The sequence below is a fragment of the Sporosarcina trichiuri genome (assembly GCF_030406775.1).
Taxonomy (GTDB): Bacteria; Bacillota; Bacilli; order Bacillales_A; family Planococcaceae; genus Sporosarcina; species Sporosarcina trichiuri.
This window is the reverse complement of sequence record NZ_CP129119.1, coordinates 2,842,302-2,860,132: the sequence shown is the minus strand read 5'-3', so window position 1 is coordinate 2,860,132 and position 17,831 is coordinate 2,842,302. Positions and strand designations below refer to the sequence as shown.

At 54.2% G+C, this 17,831-nt stretch carries 19 protein-coding genes; 11 read left to right on the top strand and 8 right to left on the bottom strand.

The features are described 5' to 3' along the window. Positions 1 to 86: 86 nt before the first annotated feature. From QWT68_RS14445 to QWT68_RS14420, 6 genes are all read left to right on the top strand, one after another. Positions 87 to 1,175: an iron-siderophore ABC transporter substrate-binding protein gene (locus QWT68_RS14445; RefSeq protein WP_290148716.1), complete on the top strand. Its 1,089-nt coding sequence runs from the start codon at positions 87 to 89 to the stop codon at positions 1,173 to 1,175. Next, positions 1,168 to 2,208 (top strand): FecCD family ABC transporter permease, encoded by a 1,041-nt coding sequence (locus tag QWT68_RS14440; RefSeq protein ID WP_052461623.1) that lies wholly within the window; start codon positions 1,168 to 1,170, stop codon positions 2,206 to 2,208. Before QWT68_RS14445 ends, QWT68_RS14440 begins: the two co-directional genes overlap by 8 nt. Next, positions 2,205 to 3,236 carry a FecCD family ABC transporter permease gene (locus QWT68_RS14435; RefSeq protein ID WP_290148715.1) on the top strand — a complete coding sequence of 344 codons (1,032 nt, stop codon included), beginning with the start codon at positions 2,205 to 2,207 and terminating at the stop codon, positions 3,234 to 3,236. Before QWT68_RS14440 ends, QWT68_RS14435 begins: the two co-directional genes overlap by 4 nt. Further along, positions 3,236 to 4,048 (top strand): ABC transporter ATP-binding protein, encoded by an 813-nt coding sequence (locus tag QWT68_RS14430; RefSeq protein WP_040285124.1) that lies wholly within the window; start codon positions 3,236 to 3,238, stop codon positions 4,046 to 4,048. Before QWT68_RS14435 ends, QWT68_RS14430 begins: the two co-directional genes overlap by 1 nt. A gap of 142 nt (positions 4,049 to 4,190) precedes the next feature. Continuing rightward, the gene (locus QWT68_RS14425; RefSeq protein WP_040285125.1) at positions 4,191 to 4,490 is read left to right on the top strand and encodes a hypothetical protein; all 300 of its coding nucleotides are present in this window, start codon (positions 4,191 to 4,193) and stop codon (positions 4,488 to 4,490) included. 121 nt (positions 4,491 to 4,611) lie between these two features. After that, on the top strand, positions 4,612 to 5,121 hold the full coding sequence (locus QWT68_RS14420; protein WP_040285126.1) for a DUF421 domain-containing protein: 510 nt from the start codon (positions 4,612 to 4,614) through the stop codon (positions 5,119 to 5,121). A gap of 26 nt (positions 5,122 to 5,147) precedes the next feature. Here the strand turns inward: QWT68_RS14420 and QWT68_RS14415 are convergent, their stop codons facing one another. The 3 genes from QWT68_RS14415 to QWT68_RS14405 form a co-directional block, all read right to left on the bottom strand. Then, entirely contained in the window at positions 5,148 to 6,140 is a 993-nt protein-coding gene (locus tag QWT68_RS14415; protein WP_290148714.1) for a hypothetical protein, read from the bottom strand. A gap of 171 nt (positions 6,141 to 6,311) precedes the next feature. After that, positions 6,312 to 8,066: a GMC family oxidoreductase gene (locus QWT68_RS14410; protein ID WP_040285128.1), complete on the bottom strand. Its 1,755-nt coding sequence runs from the start codon at positions 8,064 to 8,066 to the stop codon at positions 6,312 to 6,314. Between the two features lie 26 nt (positions 8,067 to 8,092). Next, entirely contained in the window at positions 8,093 to 8,896 is an 804-nt protein-coding gene (locus QWT68_RS14405; protein WP_290148713.1) for a gluconate 2-dehydrogenase subunit 3 family protein, read from the bottom strand. Between the two features lie 224 nt (positions 8,897 to 9,120). Between QWT68_RS14405 and QWT68_RS14400 the strand changes: the two genes are divergently transcribed. After that, a complete protein-coding gene (locus tag QWT68_RS14400) occupies positions 9,121 to 9,789 on the top strand; it encodes a YoaK family protein (RefSeq protein WP_052461625.1) in 669 nt (222 codons plus the stop codon). Between the two features lie 41 nt (positions 9,790 to 9,830). Here the strand turns inward: QWT68_RS14400 and QWT68_RS14395 are convergent, their stop codons facing one another. After that, on the bottom strand, positions 9,831 to 10,340 hold the full coding sequence (locus QWT68_RS14395; RefSeq protein ID WP_040285129.1) for a DUF1097 domain-containing protein: 510 nt from the start codon (positions 10,338 to 10,340) through the stop codon (positions 9,831 to 9,833). Between the two features lie 165 nt (positions 10,341 to 10,505). On the opposite strand from QWT68_RS14395, the gene pdxS reads away from it, so the two are divergent. The 3 genes from pdxS (at position 10,506) to QWT68_RS14380 (ending at position 13,207) form a co-directional block, all read left to right on the top strand. After that, positions 10,506 to 11,357 (top strand): pyridoxal 5'-phosphate synthase lyase subunit PdxS, encoded by an 852-nt coding sequence (gene pdxS, locus QWT68_RS14390; protein ID WP_040285130.1) that lies wholly within the window; start codon positions 10,506 to 10,508, stop codon positions 11,355 to 11,357. A 204-nt stretch (positions 11,358 to 11,561) separates the two neighbouring features. Further along, complete coding sequence (locus tag QWT68_RS14385; RefSeq protein ID WP_040285131.1) at positions 11,562 to 12,446, top strand: fructose bisphosphate aldolase; 885 nt, start codon at positions 11,562 to 11,564, stop codon at positions 12,444 to 12,446. Between the two features lie 176 nt (positions 12,447 to 12,622). After that, on the top strand, positions 12,623 to 13,207 hold the full coding sequence (locus tag QWT68_RS14380) for an MEDS domain-containing protein (RefSeq protein ID WP_040285132.1): 585 nt from the start codon (positions 12,623 to 12,625) through the stop codon (positions 13,205 to 13,207). Positions 13,208 to 13,210: 3 nt separating this feature from the next. Here QWT68_RS14380 and QWT68_RS14375 read toward each other — a convergent pair whose 3' ends face one another. The 4 genes from QWT68_RS14375 to QWT68_RS14360 all read right to left on the bottom strand — a co-directional run bounded on the left by QWT68_RS14375 (position 13,211) and on the right by QWT68_RS14360 (position 16,051). Beyond that, positions 13,211 to 13,924, bottom strand: a complete 714-nt coding sequence (locus QWT68_RS14375) for an FAD-dependent monooxygenase (RefSeq protein ID WP_290148712.1) — start codon at positions 13,922 to 13,924, stop codon at positions 13,211 to 13,213. A 6-nt stretch (positions 13,925 to 13,930) separates the two neighbouring features. Next, positions 13,931 to 14,296 (bottom strand): FAD-dependent oxidoreductase, encoded by a 366-nt coding sequence (locus QWT68_RS14370; RefSeq protein ID WP_290148711.1) that lies wholly within the window; start codon positions 14,294 to 14,296, stop codon positions 13,931 to 13,933. Between the two features lie 164 nt (positions 14,297 to 14,460). After that, positions 14,461 to 14,874, bottom strand: a complete 414-nt coding sequence (locus QWT68_RS14365; RefSeq protein ID WP_040285134.1) for a universal stress protein — start codon at positions 14,872 to 14,874, stop codon at positions 14,461 to 14,463. Positions 14,875 to 15,106: 232 nt separating this feature from the next. Next, positions 15,107 to 16,051: a methyl-accepting chemotaxis protein gene (locus QWT68_RS14360; RefSeq protein WP_040285182.1), complete on the bottom strand. Its 945-nt coding sequence runs from the start codon at positions 16,049 to 16,051 to the stop codon at positions 15,107 to 15,109. A 343-nt stretch (positions 16,052 to 16,394) separates the two neighbouring features. Between QWT68_RS14360 and QWT68_RS14355 the strand changes: the two genes are divergently transcribed. Continuing rightward, a complete protein-coding gene (locus QWT68_RS14355) occupies positions 16,395 to 17,816 on the top strand; it encodes an MDR family MFS transporter (protein WP_040285135.1) in 1,422 nt (473 codons plus the stop codon). The last annotated feature ends 15 nt before the right edge of the window (positions 17,817 to 17,831 follow it).

The window sequence follows — 17,831 nt, the reverse complement described above, 5'->3', positions numbered from 1 at the left end:
ACTTGTTGACATGTCAGCCGTATGCCTATACAGTAGAAAAAGAAATTGAGAATGATTATCAATGAAAATCCAGGAGGGAACAATTCATGAATGCAAAAAAGAAACTATCCATCTCCGCACTTCTGACAGCTTTCCTGATGATGCTTCTGCTGGCCGGCTGTTCCGGTCAGAAAGCATCTGAAAGCAAACCGGCTCAAGAGCCATCCGGCAGCGGCGATCCATCAGAAACGGATACATCAGAAGATGCAGCAGATGATACACAGTACCCGATCACTATCAAGCATGCCTTCGGCGAAACGGTGATCGAGAGCAAACCGGAACGGGTCGCGACCGTACAATGGGCGAACCACGATGTTGCTCTTGCGCTCGGTGTGGTTCCGGTCGGCTTCTCCGCTGCAAACTATGGTGTCCAGGATGACAGCGGTATGCTTCCATGGACTGCCGAAAGGCTGAAAGAGCTGGACGCCTCGGACCCGAACATCTACCAGGATACGGACGGACTGGATTTCGAGGCGATCTCAGACTCGAAGCCGGATGTCATCCTCGCTGCCTACTCGGGAATCACACAGGAAGATTACGATACGTTAAGTGAAATCGCTCCTGTCATCGCATATCCGGACAAGCCTTGGGCTACGACATGGCGTGAACAGGTGCTCCTGAACTCTGAAGGTATGGGCATGAAACAAGAGGGCGAACAGCTCATCAAGGATACGGAAGAGAAAATCCAGCAGGCAGCAGACAAGTACCCGCAGCTCAAAGGGAAAACGGTTGCATGGGTTAACTTCTCTGCACAGGACATGTCGAAACTGCATCTGTACACACCTGCAGACCCACGCGGAGAATTCCTGAACGAGCTCGGCATGGACTATCCGAAGACAGTCACTGATGCCATCACGGATCCTGACAGCTATTCGTTCGAATTCAGCGCTGAAAACGCGGATCTTCTGAATGATGCGGACATCATCGTCGGGTATGGTGGAAACGATCTGTACGAAGCGGTCAAAGCTGATCCTTTGTTCGGCAAAATCCCCGCGATCGAGCGCGGTTCCATTGTCTTCATCGGAGACAACACGCCGCTTGCAGCGTCCGGCAACCCGAATCCGCTCTCCATCGCCTATACTCTCGACGACTATGTGAAACTGCTGGCTGACGCAGCAGATAAGGTCAATGACTAACCCGGTCATCGCCAAGCGCAAACCGCTCAGTTTCCACTTTCCCAAGCATTTCTGGATTGTGCTGGCCGGCAGCTTCATCCTGATTGCAGCATGTGCTGCCGCTTCTCTCGCTTTCGGGTCGCGCACCGTCGGCCTGCAGGAGCTCATCGACGGACTGTTCCACCCGGATGTCCATACATACGGTGCGGATGTTGTGCGGAAACGGATCTCCCGTACGGTGTTCAGCCTGTTCTGCGGAGCAGCACTCGGTGTGTCGGGGGCACTCATGCAGTCGGTCACCCGCAATCCGATTGCGGACCCGAGCATTCTCGGCGTCAATACGGGGGCGTCCCTGTTCGTCGTCGGCGGAATCGCATTCCTGCATATCAGTACGGCCAGCCAGTATATCTGGCTCGCACTTGCAGGAGCTGCCATCACTGCCGTCTTCGTATTCGGCATCGGCTCTCTCGGCAGAAGCGGCGCAACCCCTATAAAACTAGTCTTGGCAGGAGCCGCCACCAGCGCGGCCCTGTCTTCGCTTGTTTTAGCCATCCTGATCCCCCGCTCGCACGTCATGGATCAGTTCCGCTTCTGGCAGGTCGGCAGTGTCGGTGCAGGCAATTGGAGCTCGGTCTCCACATTCGCGCCGTTCCTGATCATCGGATTGTTCCTTGCCATCGTCTCGGGTCCTGCGCTGAATGCGCTGGCGCTCGGTGATGACGTGGCGAAGGGGCTTGGTGTGCGGACAGGGGTGATCCGCGTGATTTCAGCACTCGGTGCAGTTCTCCTCTGCGGCGCTGCGACAGCGCTGGCCGGTCCGATCGGCTTCATCGGACTGCTTGCAACGCATGTCATGCGGCTCATTCTCGGGCCTGATCTGCGGTTTGTCATCCCCATGTCCGCGTTTGCCGGGGCGATCATCTTAACAGCCTCGGACGTCGCGGGCAGGCTCCTCGGCAGTCCGGGAGAATTGGAAGTGGGCGTCGTCACGGCGTTCATCGGGGCTCCGCTCCTCATACTATTAGCGATGAAATCGAAAGTGCGGTCACTATGATAAAAGATACGATACGATACATTCAAACAGGAAGAAAACAGCGTGCACGGCGGTTCCGTCTCGTCACCATCAGTCTTGCCGCACTCGCAGCGGTCCTGTGCGGCACCATGCTGATGCTCGGCAATACGATCTACCCTCTCGGCACCGTTCTCCGGGCATTATCGGGCGAGCAGATTCCGGGCGCGTCGTTCGCTGTCTCGACGATCCGGCTTCCGCGCATGCTGGCCGGCCTATTTGCAGGGTTCGCATTCGGTCTGGCCGGAACCGTGTTCCAGACAATGCTGCGCAATCCCCTGGCAAATCCGAACGTCATCGGCATCACGACCGGTTCGAGTGCAGCAGCAGTCTTCTGCATCGTCATCCTGCATACGAGCGGCGCGGTCGTATCAGCGGTCTCCGTTGCGGCAGGCCTTGCGACCGTAGTGCTCATCTACTTGCTGTCACGCGGCAGGACATTCTCCATCGGCCGCCTGATCCTGGTCGGAATCGGTATCCAGGCGATGCTCGATGCGCTCATCTCTTACCTGCTTCTGATCGGCGCCGAGCAGGATCTGCCGGCTGCTTTCCGCTGGCTCAGCGGCAGTCTGAACGGCTCGAAGATGGATCAGCTGCCGCCGCTCCTCATCGCTGTCCTGATCGGCACACCGGTCGTCCTGGTGCTCAGTAAACAGCTCAGCATCCTCGAACTCGGCGAGCAGGCGGCGGCGTCACTCGGAGTCCGGACAGATTTCACACGCATCGTCCTCATTGTCGCATCTGTCATCATGATCTCGATCGCAACAGCGACCACGGGACCGATCGCATTCGTCGCGTTCCTCTCGGGTCCGATCGCCAAACGCCTTGTCGGCGCCGGCTTTTCAGCAGTCATCCCCGCCGGTCTCGTAGGTGTCAACCTTGTCCTTGCGGCGGATCTGATCGGGCAGTTCGCATTCACGGCACGGTATCCCGCCGGCGTCATCACCGGGATCATCGGGGCGCCGTACCTGATCTACCTGCTCATCCGCATGAACCGAAAGGGGGAATTATGATGAAACCGACACACCGCTTCCAGGCAGACCGGCTGCAGGCCGGCTACGACCAGAAAACGATCTTGAAGGGGATCGATCTGGAAATTCCGAGCGGCAAGATCAGCGTCATCATCGGGGCCAACGCCTGCGGCAAGTCGACGCTGCTGAAAACGATGGCCCGCCTCATCAAGCCGTCGGCAGGCAGCGTCCTGCTCGACGGACAACCGATCGGCAGCATGCCGTCCAAAAAGCTCGCCCGCGTGCTCGGCATGCTGCCGCAGTCGCCGATCGTCCCGGAAGGCATCACTGTCGCCGATCTCGTCGGACGCGGCCGCTTTCCGCATCAGTCCCTGCTGAGCGGATGGAGTGCCAAAGATTACGAGGCAGTCGCCGAAGCGATGGAAATCATGGATATCACCGAACTCGCAAACCGCAATATCGATGAACTGTCTGGCGGTCAGCGCCAGCGTGTCTGGATCGCCATGGCACTGGCCCAGCAGACCGATATCCTGTTCCTCGACGAGCCGACGACATTCCTTGATATTACGTACCAGGTTGAAATCCTCGACCTGCTGACGGACCTGAATCACAAATATGGCACGACGATCGTCATGGTGCTCCATGACATCAACCTGTCGGCCCGCTATGCGGACTACATGTTCGCGCTCCGCACCGGTGAACTCATTTACGAAGGAACCCCCAAGCAGGTCGTAACTGCTGAATCGATGCTGGACATATTCGGCATGGACTGCATGGTCATCGAGGATCCGATTTCCGGTTCGCCGTTCACTATACCGATCGGCCGCCATCATACGGCTAAAGCCGAAGCATAAAACTGATGCACACGCGGAGGAGCTGTCTTTTGCAAAGACAGCTCCTCTGTTTTCATATTGAAGTATGAATATTCTTCAAATTAATGATATACTAAGCATAGAATGTTGGTAGATTGTCACCAGAAACGGAGGAACGGATGTGATGAATGCATTGATTGTCATCGCCATTCTTGCAGCAGCCCTTCTTCTCTTCAATGTACTGATGGGCTACCGGAAAGGCAATATCACCCTCGACTTGGATCATCGCCATTCAAGTCTCAGCAAACAGGCGGAGGAAGTGACAGCCGAACTGGAGAAACAGGGCCGCCGCGCGGAATACAAAGGGAACGGCTTCTACGTTGTGGACGGCAAGGAGTATGCGGTCCGCCCGCAGAATGTCTCGATGGGCGGCGCGGCCCTGCAGCGGACCGTGCTCATTCCGGCCGAACGGTACAAAGCGTGAAGACAGCAGTCTCACGCTTTTTTGTATGCGTTCCGTTCCACCGGCCAGCTCCGAACCCGTTTCAAAAGCTCCACAGCAGGGTAACACAACCCGTAACTACGTCTTACCTTAGAGGTGAACTGTGTTTTTCAATGGATGGGAACCGATACTCCGGACTGTTGCTGTCGGCATACTCAGTTACATAGGATTGATCATCATATTGCGCGTTTCCGGCAAACGCACCTTGGCGAAGATGAACGCCTTCGACTTTGTCGTGACCGTTGCCCTCGGCTCCACTCTGGCCACAATCCTTCTCACCAAAAAGGTTGCGCTGGCAGAAGGAATGACTGCATTCATCGTCCTGATCGGCATGCAGTATGCAGTTGCCTGGCTATCCGTGCGTTCCGGAACTGTCAGTCAGCTCATTAAATCGGAACCTCAATTATTATATTACCGCGGGCAGTTCATAGAAAAGACGATGAAAAAAGAACGCGTTTTGGAAGTGGAAATCCTGCAGGCGGCCAGGTCGAGCGGCCTTGCTTCCCTGGAAGAAGCGGTAGCGGTCATTTTAGAGACCGACGGCAGCATCTCGGTCGTCAACAAGTCACACGACACGGCATACTCAACACTCCGGAATATTGAAAAACCGTAAGGCGGATGTCCCGCCTCACGGTTTTTTCATTGTTCGTCCTGCTGCCGATCCATCATCCGCTTATTTTCTGCCAGGACTTTTTCGAAATAAGACAGTTCCCCGGCCTGCCTGTCCTTAGCGGTTCCCCTGTCAGTATCCAAACTGGCAGTTGCCTCCTCAGGAGATGAAGGGGTTGTCAGGACTTCCTCCAAGAAGCTCGAAGCATCCGGGACGTCTTCCTCAAAGCCGTCCTCGGCATACTCCGGTTCTTCCTCCAGTGACGGGATACCGGCTGGATCCTGCAACCGTTCGACGCTGTCCGGATGCGTCATTTCCAGCAATTCATTCATATAATTCATCCACTTCTGCAGACTGCCCCTCGCATCCTCATAGTCCACCGAGTCTTTGGCGATATTCGCAGACTCCTCGTAGTAGAAGTTCAGCCGGTGGAACGGCGCAATGATATCATCGGTCTGCACAATGAGCGCCAGCAACTGGATCCGGCCATTCTCATCCTGACTGATGCCCAGTTTCTTGCTTTTGGTGATGGTGTCGGCGATATACTCCCTGATCGATACCGTGCTGCAGGCAGCCGCAACCGCTTCTGTCCTCCGGTTCTCGACAAGGGCGGCGGCTACTACTTCACCAAAGCCGTATTCGGTCACCCGGTAGTCCATGCCGTAGAAAGGTTTCTTCACGATCTGCCCTGTCTTATCGAAAGCGGTCCATATGTACAAGCGCTGTTCCCGGAAATCCACAGCAATCCTTGACAGCAGATCCCACGATGCCGCAGAAGGGAGGTTAGTGAAATCGACACCCGGCTGCGAATAGGTAAAGAGTTTCTCCCGCTGCTTCTTTTTGCGCCGCGTCTCTGTTTTCAGCGAGATGGTGAAAATGAGAATTCCGAAAGCCGCCATCACGCCCGCCGCCATGTACAGCCCGGTTCCCGAAACGAAGATACCGATGATCGCGAGGATCACACCAATGATCGGCAGCAGGCATCCTGCGCAGCCCGTCATGCTCGTGTAGGTATTGGACAATTAGGGTCCCCTCCTTTTGACACCAGTATACCGTACAGTACGGCTATCGGCCGCCTATGGTTTCATGTTTGCAGTTGCAGAAAGCACCCGGTCCGAGAAAGCGGCCGGATTTCCCTTTCCCCGCAGAAACGGCCCTGTTCCGCTTGGGGACAGGGCCGTTCGTCTGTATGATCAGGCGTTCGTCTCCAATGCTGCCTGCGCAACATTGCCGCCTTCTTTCAGGAATTTGATCATCCCTTCGGCTGCGCGGTACGCGAACGCACCGATCGTGACGGTCGGATTGTAGTTGCTGTTGTGCGGGAATGTCGAGCCGCCGACAACAAACAGATTGTCCATGTCCCACATTTGGGAATACGTATTCACTGCGGAGTTCGATGGGTCGGAACCCATGATTGTCCCGCCGAAGAAGTGATCGGTGTAGAATTTGTGATCGAACTCGATATCGTCCTTGACGACATCGACATGCATATCATCCGCACCCATCTGCTTCATGATTTCCTCACAGCGCGCCACACCGGCTTTCGCCCGGTTGCGGTCCTGCTGATCGTATGTCACGGTCACACGCAAAAGCGGATTGCCGAGTGCATCCTTATACGTCGGATCGAGATCCATGTATGTCGTCTTGTTCGGCAGGAAACCGCTCTGTGCTGTGATGAACAGGTTCCGGTTGAAGTATTTCAGCGACTGCTTCTTGAATTCCTTGCCCCATCTCGGTGTTCCGTCGGGTACTTCGTTATGGGCGATCGGCCGTGTGCCGAGCTGGCTGTAGTGCACTTCATAGCCATGGAGGTAATCGAGATCGGTATGATCCTCGTTGTCCCCGCTGAAATCATCGATCGATGCGCCGAGACCGCCTGTTCCCATGAAGTTGTTGAACTTCTTGTCTTCGAAGAAACCGCGTGCCCCGATGTAGGTCGACAGGTTGTTGAAGTGGCCTGTGAAGTTCTTTCCGATGATCCCCTGGCCCGTCGCCGGGTTGTATGGCGTGCCGATCTTGGACGTCAGCAGCAGCTGGGTGTTCGTGAAGACGAATCCTGCCAGCACGACGAGATCAGCCGGCTGTTCGAATTCCTGGCCGGTCGTAATATCCGTATAGACCAGTCCGTTCGCCTTGCTGCCGTCATGACTCACCCGGTTGACATTCGCCCCGTTGCGGATTTCAAGCTTGCCAGTCTTCGAGGCAGTGGCGAGCACCGTGCCGATCGGGTCGGCTTTCGCGCCGAAATCGCAGCCGTATTCCTCACAGAAGGCGCAGTACACACAGCCATTGATCTTCTCTCCATCCGGATTCGTGTATGTCTGGGAGTTGTTCGCAGACGGAATCCTGTACGGATGGTACCCAAGTTCCTTTGTCGCTTCGCTGAACAGGCGGATGGTCGGTGTCATTTTCATAGGCGGGTTCGGATACTTGTCGGAACGCGGGGGCCCGATTGGATTTTCCTCACCTGAAATCCCTGCTGTTTTCTCGTATTTATCATAATAAGGCTCGAGCTCGTCGTATGAAATGCCCCAGTCCTGCATCGTGGAATTTTTAGGGATTTTCCCTTTGCCGTAGCGTTCCACCGTTTTGCTGTATATTTCAAAATCATATGGGAGCCAGCGGAATGCCATGCCGTTCCAATGATTCCCTGCTCCGCCTGTATGGTTCCCGAGTCGTGCATTCGAATTGTTCCGGACAGGAATGGCTTCCTTGTCCATCGAATTCCGTGATGTGATGGTGGTTTTGTTCAGATCCTGCATCAGGTCATATCGTTTCGAGTAGCGCAGTTCGTCCTTCGTACCGACGAAGTCCTCGTGTTTCTTGTCTCCGCCCCGTTCCAGGATGACGACATTGTAGCCGGCTTTTGTCAGTTCTGCAGCCGCGATGCCGCCTGTCCAGCCGGAACCGACGATGACTGCGTCCACTTTCTGAAGTTTCTTCACCATTGTCTTTCCTCCTCATTTTTGGCCGCTTAGTGTCCTTGATAGTCGCGCAGACTGACCGGTTCCAGTTTCTTGAATTCTTCCTGTTCGATATAGCCGGCATAGGAAGCCTGTGCTCCCGGAAATTCTTTCATCTTCCAGCCTTCCATATCCTTGTTGCCGCCATATAAGGGATCGGAATAAGCTCCTTCCAGTGTTGCCTGCAGCAGCAGATTGAAGAATTCCGCGGATGTTACGCCATTCATTGCGACTTTGCCGTCATCGAAGTCCTGCAGAATTTCGATCTGCTGCTCTTCTTCCGCTTCATCAAAACCGATTTTGAACCGTTTCTGGCTCTCGTCGTCCAGCTTGCGCAGTCCGAGCATGAAGATATCGCCCCGGTCGAGGATCGACTGTTCTCCGGCCGGTCCTGCACTCTTATCCGTATCATCCAGCTTGACGGCATAGGGACTGTGTCGGTAATCGCGCCCGTTAATGCCCCAACGGCCTGCCAGCTGCTTATCGATATAATAGGGAACCCCGAGCTTGATGGCTCCCGGTCCGTGCTCATCTTCCGGGAAAATCTGCTCAGTTGCCGCTGTCAGCACATCAAAGTCATGCTGTCTTGAGAAGAATTGACGGGCTTCCATCACCATCGATTCTTTTTTTACCGTTGCAATTTTCTTCTTTTCCTCTTTCTTCTCGAGACTGCCTGTCAGCAGTCCTCCGAATAAGCCGCCGCCTACCAGTCCGCCGGCAAGCAGACCGGAATTCTTCAGGAATTTCCGGCGGCTCAGGTCCTGCTGATGCTGCGCATTCCCTTGTGCCGTGTCATCTCGTCTATCACTGGCCATTTAGAATTCCTCCTTATTTTGTGTGCTTTTTTGATAAGATTTCTGTATGATTTAATGAGTGAACTCAATTGGTACATCATATCACATTTTGCATATCGCACGTCGGAATTTGTCGTAAAATGTCGAGAACTTGTTATAGGTTGTCGCAAGCAGGGTCGATTGGTGTATTGTCTGGCGCTAGTCCAACGATTGCTTCCGGCACAACCGGCAGAAAGGAGCCGACTATGGAACGCGAACTATTCCACACGATGCGCATCACTACATTTCTGACAGTAGTGGCCGCTTTTTTAATGGGCTTCATCGATGCCTACACCTTCACGGGACTGAATCATGTCTTTGTCAGTGCGCAAACCGGTAATATGGTGACATTCGGCGTGAAGCTGTTCACCGGCAGTCCTTATGAAGCCATCGACAACGTCCTGTCCTTTGCCGGTTTCCTCGGCGGTGCATTTTTGGGTGAAATACTGCTGGCACGCTTCACAGCAGGCGGCCTTCAGAAATACAGACTGTTCTTATATGTACAGGCCCTTCTTCTTCTGCTGCTTGCTATTTTTCAGCATTCAATCAGCATGGCCCTGGAAGTGACTGTACTCGGTATGCTCGCAGGCTATGCACTGACCACATTCCGGAAAATCGGCTCGACAGCTGTCAATAACGGCATTATGACCGGTAATGCGCGCAATATGATGGGCCATCTTTATAAAATCGTTTTTGAGAAAGATCTGAAAGCCCGCCGTGATTTTCTTCATCTGGCTATCGGGATTCTGACGTTTACAGTGGGTGTCGGAGCCGGTGCGTCGGCTGTTGTCTATACGCCATCCCTTGTTCTTTGGATTGCTTTTGGGATTGTCGCCGTTTCCATCGTTGTCTTGTTCTTTTATCGATGGACCTGACAAAGACAGCCTCTGCCGTCACGGCCGGCAGAGGCTGTCTGTCAATGTCTTGAAACTGTCCCTGCTGATAAGTTCTCAGTAAGCCAGGCGTAGATCGGTCCCATGGCATTCATGAAAACTACTGCAATGAACGCAGACCAGACACTGTGATCGACCGGTCCCCAGCCGCCATAGTACGTTGCGAAGAAGCTGGCAAATCCGAAAAACATACCCGGCACGAATGGAAACCATCTTGTCCGGCCGAGGAGCATCATCAGGCAGTTGAAGAAAAAGATCGTCCCCATTTCAGCGGCAATGTAGGCGCCCCCGCTCAGAAACGAGCCGAAGTAGTAATCTTTCACAAGTACGATGATCGCCGCTGTGAGTGAGCCGATCGGCATAGTTATCCAAATCTTCTTCATCACGATGCTGTTCGGTCCTCCTGCAGCAAATGTGCCCGCCCAGCCAATGAACAGCGCCCATGGCGGCAGATTAAATGGCGGCAGTGCCAGCAGGACGGTTGTCGCAGCCAGCAAAGACGCGACGACCTCTTTAGGAATGCGGCTTTTCACAATACCCTCTCCTTTCCTCACTCACTTCAATTATCCTCCATAATCCGATTCAGGTACAACAGATATCTGCGTATAACCCATCTGACCTTATCAATAAATCCACTTTTGAATATTTTCACATGATCACATATACGCCATACTGGATTCAGAAAAGGAGGAATCATCATGAATATTGAACTGTCTTACGGCGGCGTCATCATGGATGTCATTAATGGTGAACAGGCAAAAATTGCAGAGGCTGCCGGTGCAGTCGCTGTCATGGCCCTCGAACGCGTGCCTTCGGACATCCGTGCGGCTGGCGGCGTGGCCCGCATGGCAGATCCGCGAATTGTTAAAGAGGTGCAAAAAGCGGTATCGATTCCAGTTATGGCAAAAGCACGGATCGGTCACATTTCGGAAGCGCGTGTCCTGGAATCCCTCGGCGTAGACTGCATTGACGAAAGCGAGGTGCTGACGCCGGCTGATGAAGAATTCCATCTGCTGAAAAGTGATTTCCGCGTGCCGTTCGTCTGCGGTGCCCGCAATCTCGGAGAAGCGGCACGCCGGCTAGGGGAAGGTGCTAAAATGCTGCGCACTAAAGGCGAACCGGGCACAGGCAATATCGTCGAAGCTGTCCGTCATCTCCGGATGATCAATGCCGAAGTGAAAAAGATAGTGGAGATGGATCCGGCGGAACTGATGACGGAAGCCCGAAATCTCGGTGCGCCTTACGATGTTCTAATGTCGATCCGTGAAGCCGGACGACTGCCGGTGCTGAACTTCTCCGCAGGCGGCGTTGCAACGCCGGCCGATGCTGCACTCATGATGGAACTCGGAGCGGATGGTGTATTCGTCGGCTCCGGTATTTTCAAATCCGATAATCCCGAAGCATTTGCGCGGGCCATCGTGCAGGCCTCTGCGGATTACAGGAACTACGAACTGATTTCGCAGCTGTCGAAAGGCATCGGAACACCGATGAAAGGTCTGGAAATATCCTCTCTTGCCGGTCACGAACTGATGGCAGGCCGCAGCCTTTGAATCTTCAGGACCATCCGGACGCCAGTTCCGGATGGCTTTTTTGATTTCTCTTGATAGAAAGGCTGCCCGCTTTCAGACAGAGGCCGTCCTGTATTGTTGGTTTGAAAGGGCCGCTTCATGGTAACATGAAGAGAGATCAGTCAATTCCATACGTATTCAGCACATTACCAGAAGCACCCATTATTCAATGAGGAGTGAATCGGAATGAATGAACAGCAATTCGACAAAGTGAAAAACGGCAAAGGGTTCATCGCGGCACTGGATCAGAGCGGAGGCAGCACCCCGAAAGCGCTGGCCGCCTATGGCGTAGCGGAAGACAGCTACTCGGGTGACGAAGAAATGTTCGATCTCGTCCATGATATGCGGACACGGATCATCACTTCCCCTGCCTTCAGTTCCGACTATATCCTCGGTGCCATCCTGTTCGAGCAGACGATGGACCGCGAGATCGACGGCATGTATACAGGGGACTACCTGGCAGAAAAGAAAGGGATCGTCCCCTTCCTGAAAATCGACAAAGGGCTGGCCGAGGAGAAGAACGGTGTCCAGCTGATGAAACCGATCGATGATCTGGACGATACGCTGCGCCGCGCGAACGAGCGGCATATATTCGGGACGAAGATGCGCTCCGTCATCAAAGAACCGAACGAAGAAGGCATCAGAGCGGTCGTCGATCAGCAGTTCGAGGTCGGCCGGCAGATCATCGCCGCCGGACTGGTGCCGATCATCGAGCCGGAAGTGGATATCCATAGTTCGAGCAAGCCTGCGTGCGAAACGATGTTGAAAGCGGAGATCCTCAACCATCTCAATCAGCTGGACGACGATCAGAACGTCATGCTGAAGGTGACGATCCCGACCGAAGTGAATGCGTACCGGGAACTGATCGAGCATCCTCGTGTCGTCCGTGTCGTCGCCCTGTCCGGCGGCTACTCGACGGATGTCGCCAACGAAAAACTGAAGGAGAACGACGGCCTGATCGCGAGCTTCTCCCGGGCCCTCAGCCAGGATCTGAATGCCAGTCAGACCGATGAGGAATTCAATAAGACACTTGAAGAAGCCGTTAAATCGATTTACGAAGCATCCGTATAGGGGTCACTCCGTGATACGTACAATCAGCAGATGAAATAAGCAGGAAGCCGGCCGGATCCAGTCGACTTCCTGCTTTTTTGCGATAAAAACTTTTCCCCTGTATCCATCACTGTCTTTTAATGGTACACTTGCCAGACATCCGCTTCGCCAATTCCCTAGTAGAAAGGTTGGTTTCCATGGATTCGACTCTACGTGCGTTGTTACGTTCAGAACGGAATGTCCACATCCTGTATTCCTATACAAACATGGACTTGTACATCCAGCAGGCCGTCAACTACATCCGATTAGGCATCGAGCAGAATGAACACATCTTATTCATCGATAACGAACGCCTATACCCGCAGATTTACAAAGAACTGCAAAAGGTCCTCACTTCATCCGATCTTGAATTGCTGCACTTCATCAAGAACTTCGATTTCTACTACTCAAGCGGGGGCTATCATCCGCCTTCCATTGTCGAATACTTCAACACCACAGTCCAGCCCTTCCTGGAAAACGATGTGTCCTTCCGCTGCTGGGCGCACGTGGAATGGGCAACGATGCACGAACCGCTCGACCTGATACGCGAATTGGAAGAGCATATCGATTGGGCTGTCGACGCTCTTTCCTTCCCTCTCATTTGTGCCTATCAGCTGGACCGGATGCCCGTTCATCTGGCGCAGATACTTGAAGAGACACATCCCTATCTGCTGACTGATGAATCATTCAAAGACTCAAACGGCTACAATAAGTCCCACCCTTTCAGTACCTCCATAACATGACGGTCATCTGCCGAGCCCGAAGGACCGGTTATAGGATTGGCCGGACTGGACGATTTTGCGGACTTTGACGAGCCGGGCCGCTTCGTATTGTTCAAGGACTTTACAGGCTTTCTTGCCAGCGATGCCTTTGGAGGCGAACTTGCCCAAGGTCACCGCGTCCTGCAAGGAGGCGTTGAACCCGCTGGCTGTGATCGGAGCGGGCACATGGACAGCATCCCCGATCAGTGCAATGCGTCCGCGCACCAGCCGTTCGGGCACATACTCCTTGATCGGTGTACCGGTGATATTCCGGTGTTCCAGCGCATGCAGCATGGCGGTTTTCCACGGATCCTGCCACCCTGAACGGACCTGTCTCGCCAGTCCATCGATCGTTTCCTCAGGGATGTCCGATCCGGCGAGCGAGTGCACGACGACATTCCCATCGAGACAGCCTGTGCGGCGCAGCAAGTCATTTCTCGAATTGTCGTACCACGTGCAGCCGACCCTCCTTCCTTCGGATGCTTCGTGCGGCTGGATGACCGACCCGAACAGGAAGCCGCCGGCGCTGTCGAGCATCGTCACTTCGGGCGCATCTGCAGGCGGCCGGACATGCACCGGCAGCGCCGATTCATCTGTCGAGGCGATCCAGACAAGATATCCGGCGAATTCCGTTTCGGGTTTTTCGGGGTTCACATACTGACGGACCAGACTGCGGTGTCCGTCCGCTCCGACCAGCATGTCCGCTTACAGCCGTCCATTCCCAGTCTCCGCCCAAGCGGCCGCCCCGTCCTCACCTACCGCTGTAACCCGCTGCCCATATTGCACGGTGACATTCGGATAGGAAAGTGCTTCCGTACGAAGGCGTGTTTCGATCGATGACCAAAGCTGGATGGACCGCTTCCCGCCGGACGCCAGATTCCTCAGCAGCCGTTCCGTTCCGGATGCTCTGAACCCTGGTCCGTCCACTTGCAGCCCTGCTCCTGAACGCCTGTCCGCGCTGACTTTCTCCAACACAGTGACGTGCACATTCTCCCGGGCGAGGGCGATCGCCGCCATCAGTCCTGAAAGCGAGCCTCCGACCACCATCGCCCGCTGATCTGTCTCTTCCATATGACTTCCTCCTGTTCTGCTTACATCCCTGCCGGTGAGTTCACAAAAACTGCTTCAATCATTGAACAGTATACCCACTAAAATTGGAAATGACGACCCAAATGATTTGGCAATAAAAAAAAAACAGTTCCCCCTCCGCTGCAGCAGATAGGAAACTGTATATTTCACTTGACAACTGTGACAGGACAGCGCATGCGCTTAACGACTTTTTCGCTGATGCTCCCCATCAAGAGACCTTTGAACGCGTTCAGCCCCCGGCTCCCCAGAATGAGCTGGTCGACTTCCTGGCTGTTCACGTACTTGATGATGGTTGGGCCGGTCTGCCCTTTCAGCATCGTGACTTTCGGTTCCACTCCCGCCTCCTCGGCGAGCTCAAGAATCGGACGGATGCTCTTTTTCTGGTAAGCGGCCAGCGCTTTCGGGCTCTCCTTCAAGAGCCGCTCATCCTCCACCCGGTTGAAATCCGTGACGAAAATCACTTCCATCTCGGTTTCCGGTAAATACTTCACCAGCATCAATGCATGCTGTGCTGCACGCACGGCGCTTTCCGAACCGTCCACTGCCACGGCAATATTCATATCGAATCCTCCTTACCCCTCTGATTTTGCATGCGCTGTCTATTCCATTGGCCCGTGCGACGGTTCCTATTCTATTTTCAAAGCCTACTTTACCACGTGTGCGGTGGTTTTCAATCTTTTTGCTGTGAAATTTTTCAATACATCTTGAAAGCCGGTATTCTTTCGTATGCCCGCATGCCAAAAAGGCCGGCAAGGATGGGATATCCTGTGCCGGACTTTCGTAAATGGAGGATCAGGAAGTGGTCGCGGCCAGCTGGCGGATGCCGTTCTCCAGACGCTGATCGACTTCTTTTGCATCCTCGATATGCTCCATGATGAGATCATGGACATCCGAGAATAAGCCTCGCGCCTCGGCCAGTTCCTGTTTCACTTCCGATGACAATTGTTTCTGTTCTTCGATCATCGACTGGATGGAGCCGATTTCTCCTTGGCTGGCTTCGACAGCTTCCAGGATGCGTCCGATCTTTTCGGCGGTCTTCAAGCTGATCTGCACACCGCGCTCTGCGAGTTCTGCACTGATCCTTGCGGCGGACAGTGCCTGATTGACTTCCTCCTGAAGGGAGGAGGTCAGCTGCTGGATGCTCGCCGTACTTTTCCCAGTGCTTTCCGCCAGGTTGCGCACTTCCTGTGCCACCACAGCAAACCCTTTCCCCGAATCCCCTGCGCGTGCCGCCTCGATCGATGCATTCAAAGCCAGCAGATTCGTCTGCGCTGCAATCCCATCGATCACACCGACAATGGACTGGATTTCATCGGACCGCTCACTGAGGCTCGCCATGTTCTGCTCGGATACTTGGATCTGCACACCGAGCTCCTTCATGACATCCGCCGCCTCGTTGACCTGGCTTGTGCCTTCCTTCGCTTCGGTCACCATATTGCCTGCCCGCTCACCGAGTGAACTGCCTTTCCCATTCAGGTCATCGGATTTGACGGCTGTCTGCTCACTCAGCATACCGATATTTTCAAACTTCACTTCTATCTTTCCGACAGCGTCTCCCAGATAGGTGTGCTGTCCATTCACTTTGTCATGCTGCATGACCGCCGCAGCGAGCTCCTCTTTCAATGCCAGCAGCTGTGTGCGGCCTTCTTCCTCTTTCTGTGCTTGCGACTGTTTCAGCAGTTCCATTTGCTGCTGCTCACCGCCGGCTTCCTGCACCCGTGTTTTCCGTCCGAACATGTCCATTCCCCCACCTGTTGTAATAGCCTGATTGTACCATAGGCAGCAAAGGAATATTATCTCTTTTTTTCGAACTTTTCAACGGGAAGACACCTGATTCGTTTCCTTTGATCCGGCCATACTGACAGCGTTGGCCCCCTGTTCTGTTTGCGAATGATGACGGTATGGGGCCGGCAGTTTCAAATGGTGCTGTACGGGTACATTTTTCAATAGCTGCTGTCCGCAAACATCCTTGTTGATACATACACCGCAAGGCTTTATCATAGGAAGAATGCTGCATGGCGACTGCCGGAAATGCATGTAGAAATTCTAACCCCCCTAAGAAAGAGGTGGCGGCATCCGAATGGCCAATCCACAAACGATGAATGCTTCAGAAACATTCGATTTCAAGAAAAATATTCCGCTGCTTGCGGTCCTGCTGTCGGGCGCCTTCATAACGATACTGAATCAGACACTGCTGGCGACGGCGCTGCCGCCGATCATGCATGACCTGAATGTGAAGGAAAGTACAGTCCAATGGCTGCAGTCCGCCTTCATGCTCGTCAACGGAATCATGATCCCGATCACGGCGTTCCTGATCGGTAAATTCACGACTAGACGGCTGTTCCTGTTCGCCCTCGGCGTCTTCGCAGCAGGGACGGCCGTTGCTGCCGTGTCCCCGAACTTCACCATCCTGCTGCTGGGCCGGGTCCTGCAGGGAACCGGTGCAGGTATCATGATGCCGCTCCTGCAGACAGTCATGTTTCTGCTGTTTCCGCGGGAGCAGCGGGGCAAGGCGATGGGGATGTTCGGCCTGGTCATTGCGTTCGCCCCGGCGATCGGTCCGACACTCTCCGGGTATCTGGTCGACCATTACCCGTGGCGCAGTGTGTTCTATGTCGTCCTGCCGATCGTCCTGATCATCATTACAGCAGCCTATTTCCTGCTGAAGAATGTGACGGAACTGACGAATCCAAGAGTCGACTATCTGTCCATCGTCCTGTCGACGTTTGGCTTCGGCGGGATCCTGTATGGATTCAGTGTCGCCGGTAACGTCGGCTGGCTCACACCGAACACGATCATTTCACTCGCAGTCGGGGCAGCTGCACTCGCTTGGTTCATCAACCGCCAGCTCAAACTCGAGGAACCGATCTTGGAGTTCCGGGTTTTCCGGTACGGCGTATTCGCCCTTGCGACTTCCCTCGGAATGATCGTCTTCGCTTCGATGATTGCTACGACTGTCATCCTCCCGCTGTTCATGCAGAACCTCCTTGGGTTTAATGCTCTGCATTCCGGCTTGATGCTGCTGCCGGGTGCGATCGTCACCGGTATCATGAACCCGGTCACCGGTTCCCTGTTCGATAAGTACGGAGCGAAGTGGCTCTTGCGTATCGGATTCGCGATTTTGACGGTCACCACCTTCATGTTTTCCACCCTGTCAGAGGACACGACCTTCCTCTATTTGGCGGTACTGAACGCTGTGCGGATGGTCGGGATCGCCACGGTCATGATGCCGTCCACAACACTCGGACTGAACCAGCTGCCGAACCACCTGATCCCGCATGGCACGGCCATGAATAACACGTTCCGCCAGATTGCCGGCGCAATCGGCACCGCCGTATTGGTCACTGTGACAATCACAGCGGCAAACGGCAATTCAGTCGCGGGCCATATACATGGTGTCAATGTCGCATTCCTGATTGCCGGATGTGTCGCAGCGGCCGGTCTCCTGCTGTCCTTCCTGATCAGGGACTCAAGAGCGAAAGACAGATCTGTAAATGCATAACTGCACACGAACACC